The sequence below is a fragment of the Lysinibacillus xylanilyticus genome (assembly GCF_001708185.1).
Lineage (GTDB): Bacteria > Bacillota > Bacilli > Bacillales_A > Planococcaceae > Lysinibacillus > Lysinibacillus xylanilyticus_A.
This window is the reverse complement of the sequence record NZ_MDDN01000045.1, coordinates 1-1,150: the sequence shown is the minus strand read 5'-3', so window position 1 is coordinate 1,150 and position 1,150 is coordinate 1. Positions and strand designations below refer to the sequence as shown.

The 1,150-nt window shown below is 34.8% G+C and carries 2 protein-coding genes; both read right to left on the bottom strand.

The genetic code is table 11. The features are described from left to right. The coding region (locus tag BFJ97_RS25340; RefSeq protein WP_254660231.1) for an IS3 family transposase at positions 1 to 253 on the bottom strand (253 nt) is incomplete at its 3' end. A gap of 203 nt (positions 254 to 456) precedes the next feature. After that, positions 457 to 1,150: helix-turn-helix domain-containing protein (locus tag BFJ97_RS23300; protein WP_217492411.1), on the bottom strand; the 694-nt coding region annotated here is incomplete at its 5' end.

Below are 1,150 nucleotides of genomic sequence, written 5' to 3'. Positions count from 1 at the left end.
CTTTCTTTCCATTTCCTAATTTGAACTCCGTCACATCTGTTACCCATTTTTCGTTGGGTTTGCTTGCAGTAAATTCACGATTTAATCGATTTTCAGCGACATGTTGTGCAGGTGAAGAAACATATCGCTTTCTTTTTCGGCGAATCACGGATTGTAAACCACTGATTTGCATTAATCGATAAATACGTTTGTGATTGAACTTTTTATTGTATTTACGATTGATATTTAAAGTCATTCTTCGATATCCATAAATTCCTTCGACTTGTCGAAAAATAGCTTGGATATCCTGAAGAATCGCTTTATTCTCTAGCTCTCTATCTGTTGGTGTACGTTGTAGCCATTTATAATAGGCAGCACGAGATAAACCGGCAATATCACATAAAAGGATTACTGGCAGATTTTCTTTCGCATGTAACTCTTGAATCGCTCTATATTTATTTTGTAAACGAACGCTTGTTAACGATTCCTCCTTTCGAGTTCTTCCAACTTTTTTAAAAAGGCATTTTCTGCGCGTAATCGTTCATTTTCACGTTCTAAACGTTTCATTTCTAGCTTAAATTTTTCTTCAGCTGTTAATTCCTGTTCTTCTTTCTTGCGACCACGTTTATCCTGCAGAGCCTCTTCACCATTTACTTCGAATTTTTTGACCCATTGATACACCTGTTGATAAGACACTTCATAGGTTTCTGCAGCGAGCTGATAGTTTTTCTGATGTTCTAGACAGTAATTTACAATCTGTATTCTTTCTTCTAACGTCGTTGTTCTTTTATTAGTCATAGAGTTTGTCATTCCTTTACCGGTATCCTTTAATTCTCTATGACTATTATACTTTTGAATCCAATTTCTCAAAACGGATTTGTCAGAAATCTTGTATTTTCTTGTAACTTCTTTTAAAGAATATTGTCCAGATAAATAGTCTTGTACAGCTGCTAACTTTAGCTCTTTCGAGTAAGAATTCCAAGAAGTGGACTCTTCAAGGCCAATTTCTCCATCTATTTCATATTTGTAGTTCCATTCTTCAATGGTTTTATAAGAAACCTGAAATATAGTAGCTAATTCTGAAATTGTCTTTTGTCCTTTGTGAAGAAGTCTTAGAACCGCTAATTTTTCATCTTTTGAGTGGTTACTTCGAGCCATAAAAAAATGCCCC